4 protein-coding genes are annotated in these 4,709 nt (G+C 75.2%); 1 reads left to right on the plus strand and 3 read right to left on the minus strand.

Annotated elements, in window-relative coordinates; all coding sequences use genetic code 11:
- Window positions 1-48: 48 nt before the first annotated feature.
- Both ACFV61_RS25775 and ACFV61_RS25780 read right to left on the minus strand, forming a co-directional pair.
- Window positions 49-882, minus strand: a complete 834-nt coding sequence (locus ACFV61_RS25775) for a DUF4184 family protein (protein ID WP_380494116.1) — start codon at window positions 880-882, stop codon at window positions 49-51.
- Window positions 883-1,027: 145 nt separating this feature from the next.
- Entirely contained in the window at window positions 1,028-2,095 is a 1,068-nt protein-coding gene (locus tag ACFV61_RS25780) for an NUDIX hydrolase (protein WP_063350148.1), read from the minus strand.
- A gap of 465 nt (window positions 2,096-2,560) precedes the next feature.
- Here ACFV61_RS25780 and ACFV61_RS25785 point away from each other — a divergent pair, with 465 nt between their 5' ends.
- Complete coding sequence (locus tag ACFV61_RS25785) at window positions 2,561-3,463, plus strand: PfkB family carbohydrate kinase (RefSeq protein WP_380494118.1); 903 nt, start codon at window positions 2,561-2,563, stop codon at window positions 3,461-3,463.
- Between the two features lie 129 nt (window positions 3,464-3,592).
- Here the strand turns inward: ACFV61_RS25785 and ACFV61_RS25790 are convergent, their stop codons facing one another.
- On the minus strand, window positions 3,593-4,552 hold the full coding sequence (locus ACFV61_RS25790) for a C40 family peptidase (RefSeq protein WP_380494120.1): 960 nt from the start codon (window positions 4,550-4,552) through the stop codon (window positions 3,593-3,595).
- Window positions 4,553-4,709: the final 157 nt, after the last annotated feature.

A 4,709-nucleotide genomic window follows, 5' to 3' on the forward strand; every position in this document is an offset into this window, starting at 1 on the left:
AGTGCCGGTTGTGCCCCACACGGTGCCCCTTCCCCACCCCCTACCCCCCTATCCGGGCTGGTTCCCCGGCGGTGTGGCCGGGGCCCCCCCGGGGCCGCCCCCCGGCACCGGCCGCCCGCCCCGGAACCTGCGGGCGGCACCCGTCACCACCGCGTAACCGACCGCGCCCACCGCGAGCCCGGCTCCGGCGCCGAAGCAGAACTCCGGGATCAGGTTCCGCCGCAGCGGGGCCAGCCGGTGCAGCACTCCGGCCGCCGTCGCCGCGCCCAGGGCCGCGACGGCGGCCCGGCGCGCCCGGGGAGCGAGTGCCACGGCCGGGCGGACCGGCTCCACGCCCCGCACCGCCCGCACCGCCCAGCCCGCCATCGCGGCCAGGGCCAGCGCCGAACTGCCGTACTGCAGCGCCGAGTAGAGCGGAACCCCGGCCACCTCCCGGTCCAGCACCGGCAGCAGCCGGACACCCAGCCGGCCCTCGTGGGTGAACGCGTCCCAGCCGACGTGGGTGGCCGCACCGATCGCCGCCGACGCCGCGAACCACGCCGCCCCCGTACCCGCCCCACCTCCGGCGGGCCGCCGGACCGTCAGTGCCTCGGCCGCGCCCGCCCACCGGTCGGGCAGCAGCGCCACCAGCGGCGCGCGCAGCAGACCGTGCCAACCGGCCACCAGCGCGCCCGCGATCGCCACGTCCAGCGTCGGCACGGCCCACCAGCGGTGCGTCAGACCGCCGTGGCCGTACACCCCGGGCAGCAGCGACTCGGCGAAGAACGGGACGTCGGGCGCCATCGATCCGGCGACCAACGCCGAGGCGACCAGCGGCCCGCGCTCCCCGGCGGCACGCAGCAGGGGCAGGACGGCGGCGGGGTGGCTCAGTGTGAACGGCATGCCCCCCATCCTCCCGCCCCTGCCGGGCCATCAGCCAACGCCCAGGGGCGGCGGCCAACGCCTGGGGGGGGCGGCCAACGCCCGGGGACAGCGGCCAACACCTCTGGACCGCCCGGCACCCGGGCTCGTCACGCGTCCCGGGCGGCTACGCCGCGTCCGCCGTGCTGGCCAGGCCGAGCGCGACCCGGCGGCCCGCCTCCAGGTAGCGCAACTCGCCGCTGCGGCGGGCGTCCAGGGCGGCGGCGAGGCGGCGGTAGCGGCTCGGGGGCAGCAGGTCGGCGGCCTCGTCCAGGGTGACGAAGCGCCAGTCGCGCAGCTCCTCCGCCTGGAGCAGCAGGTTCTGGCGGGCGGCGGCGTCCAGTTGGCCGCCGTCGTACATCAGGCGCAGGCCGCCGCGGCGCGGGCCGGTGCGCGGCTCCCAGTCGACGGCGAGCAGGCGCAGCCCGGTCGGGTCGAGCCGCAGGCCCAGTTCCTCGGCGGTCTCGCGCAGGGCCGCGTCGGTGGGGGCCTCACCGCGTTCGACCACGCCTCCGGGGAAGTCCCAGTCGGGTTTGTAGACCGGGTCGACCAGCAGGACGCGGTCCTGTTCGTCGAAGAACAGGACGGCGGAGGCCACGGTGTCCCCGGTCGGGTCGGGGGTCTGGACGATGGGGCAGCGGGCGGCGCCGACGCGGACCAGTTCGGCGATCCGGTGGGCGGTCTCGCGGGGGGTGAGCTCGCTGGTGTCGAGCATCCGGGCGTCCTCGACCAGCCAGCGCCGGGCGGCCCGGTAGCGGGCCACGTGCTCGAAGCACCACATGCGGACCCGCTCGCTGGCCTCCGGATCTCCCGGGCACTCGTCGCGGTGGGCGATGCGGTGACGCAGGATCGTTTCTTCTGGGTCCAGGACGAAGTGGTGCACCGCTATGCCGTGGGAGGCGAGGTCGCCGAAGATCTCGTCCCGGTAGTCCTCCCTGAGCAGGGTCATCGGGACCACCAGCGGGCCCGCGACCTCACTGAGCAGCGCGGCCGCCGTCTCGGGGACGAGCCGGCGCCAGGCCGCCAGGTCCTGGAAGTCGGACACCGTCGCCAGCCGGTCGGCCGGGAGCATCCGGCGCAGGCCGAAGCCCACCAGCTCGGGATCGAAGAGCACGCTCCCGGGCAGCAGTTCCACCAGCTCGCGGCAGGCACTCGTCTTGCCCGCCCCGAATGTGCCATTGACCCAGACGATCACAACGTCCCCTGCCCTCGACTTGCCCCGATGCCGTTCGCACCGGGCAGCGCCCCCGTCGGCCGAACCAGCGCCACCCGTGGTGGTACCCGCGCCACGCCGCTCCCCATACCTCCCCGCCGCGCCCGCCGTTGCGCCCCACCCCGCCCCTTGACAGGGGCATGTGCCCAGGCCAGCCGCCTTCCGGGAGAAATATGTAGACCGGTCTACATCAAAGTTGCACCCTGCTCACACCCTGCGCGCACAGAAAGTCGGCCTGCCCGACTTCCCGTGCGCCATCATCACCCCAGATCACCTCGCATCACCCCCTCCACCCGACTATGTAGACCGACCGACAGATTTCTCCCGGCAATCTCTAGACCGGTCTGCATAATTCAGTAGACCGGTCGACATATTCTTCCCCGCGCCCCTCGCGCGCCCCCCAGCGCCCGCTTGCGCCGCGCGCCCCCCAGCACGTACAGAGGAACGATGAAGCTGCTCCCAGTCGGCCGCGTCATCGTCATCGGCTCGGTCAACGCCGACCGCATCCTCCGCTGCCCCGTCCTCCCCGCCCCCGGCGAGACCGTCCTCGCCACCGCCGCCACCCAGGGGTTCGGCGGCAAGGGCGCGAACCAGGCGGTGGCGGCGGCGCGCATGGGCGCCGCCGTCCACCTGGTCGCGAAGGTCGGACGCGACGCCGACGGCGAAGCCGCGCTCACCGACCTGCGCGGCGCGGAGGTCGAGACGGGCTCCGTGCTCACCCACCCCGACGCGCCGACCGGGCAGGCGATCGTCATGGTCGACCCCGTCGGCGAGAACAGCATCGTCGTCGTCCCCGGCGCCAACGCCCACCTGACCGCCGCCGAGGTCACCGCCGCACTCGCCCGCCTGCACCTGCTCCCCGTCGACGTGCTCCTCACCAGCGGCGAGGTCCCCGAGGAGTGCATCCGCGCGACCGCCGCCGCCCTGCCGGCCGACGGCACCCACTGGGTGCACAACGCCGCCCCGGCCGGCTCGCTCCCCGACACCGGTCCGACGGGGCGCCGCCCCCTGCTCGTCGCCAACGCCGTCGAGGCCCGCCAGCTGACCGGCGCCCCCACCGTCGAGGAGGCGGCCCGGGCCCTCGCCCGCCGCGCCGACGGCGTCGTGCTCACCCTCGGCGGCGAGGGCGCGCTGGTCGCCACCGAGGGACGGTCGGCCCGACTCCCCGCCCCCGCCGTCCAGGTCGTCGACACCACCGGTGCCGGCGACGTCTTCTGCGGCGCCCTCGCCGCCGGACTCGCCCGCGGCGCCTCCCTCCCCGCCGCGGCCGCCACCGCCGTGGCCGCCGGCGCGTTCGCCGTCACCGCCCTGGGCGCCCGTGGCGCCCTCCCCCGCCCGACCGACCTCTGACCAGCCACTGCCCGACGGCGCCGGGCGGGCCGGGCGGACCAGACCGGCCGGGCGGGCCCAGCCCACCCCGAACAGGGGCACCCGGGCCACAACTCCCGAACGCCCCCGCCCACTTGTCTAGCACTCGGCCTACGGCCGACCCATGTACGACGGGTAGTAGCCGCTGCTGATCCCCGAGATCCGGATCAGCGTCCCCGGCCGCGCCGCCTCGACGTACTGGTTGTTGCCCAGGTAGATCGCCACGTGCTGGATGCCCCGCTTGGTGCCGTTGGGAGACCAGAACAGCAGGTCGCCCCGGCGCAGCTGGCCGGCACTGATGGGCGTGGTCGCCGCGTACTGGTCGTTGGCCACCCGCGGCAGGTCCACCCCGCCGCGCCGGAAGGCCTGCTGCACGAGGCCCGAGCAGTCGTACCCGTCCGGCCCGTTGCCCGCGGTCCGGAACGGCTTGCCCAGCTGGCTCAGCGCGAACTGCACGGCGGACTCGATGCCCTGGTCACCCGCCACCGCGCCGGCGGCCGAGCCCGACGAACCCGACGAGGACGACCCGGACGATCCGGATGATCCGGATGATCCGGACGATCCGGACGACGACGGGGACCCGCCGCCCGTCCGCGCCACGTACACGTCGTAGTGCGTGGTCCAGCGCCACTCCCCCTTGCTGTTCTTGAACCAGTACCGCGACCCGTCCCACCCCTGCTTGATCCCGCCGCTCGACTTCGCACCCGTCGACGGGGACTTCGCCGCGGAGGAGGATCCGCCCCCTGTCCGCGCCACGTACACGTCGTAGTGCGTGGTCCAGCGCCACTGCCCCTGACTGTTCTTGAACCAGTACCGCGAGCCGTCCCACCCGGCGTGCGCCGGTGCCGACTCGGCGGCCGCGGGGCTGACGCCGGGGCCGACGCCGATCACACCCGCACCGGCCACGATCACGGCCACCATGCCTATCCCCCGGCGCACCCGCGCGACCCGCGAGGGACGGACGGGACGGACGGGGCGGACGTCAGCCGCCCGCTGGTCGACGGTGGCGGCAGCGTGCTGCCCGGTCGGTTCGTCGGCGGCACCCGGCGCGCCGGTGTTGACGGTGGTCATCCTGCTGTCTTCCCTCACTGCTGCGAACTGCCGCCACGGGGGCGGCTGCGGAATCGGCTACGGACACGCACGTCCCGGTGAGACGGCACGTACGGCTCGGCAGACCCCGCCCGGCGTGCCACGGCCTCCGGTCGTGCGACCGGGAGCCGCGGCACGC

Source organism: Kitasatospora sp. NPDC059817, from assembly GCF_042731835.1.
Taxonomy (GTDB): Bacteria; Actinomycetota; Actinomycetes; order Streptomycetales; family Streptomycetaceae; genus Kitasatospora.

What these genes read in the sequence shown, in the direction of transcription:
- ACFV61_RS25790 (WP_380494120.1), bottom strand. Translation starts at nt 4,552, where the DNA reads ATGACCACCGTCAACACCGGCGCGCCGGGTGCCGCCGACGAACCGACC.
- ACFV61_RS25775 (WP_380494116.1), bottom strand. Translation starts at nt 882, where the DNA reads ATGCCGTTCACACTGAGCCACCCCGCCGCCGTCCTGCCCCTGCTGCGT.
- ACFV61_RS25785 (WP_380494118.1), top strand. Translation starts at nt 2,561, where the DNA reads ATGAAGCTGCTCCCAGTCGGCCGCGTCATCGTCATCGGCTCGGTCAAC.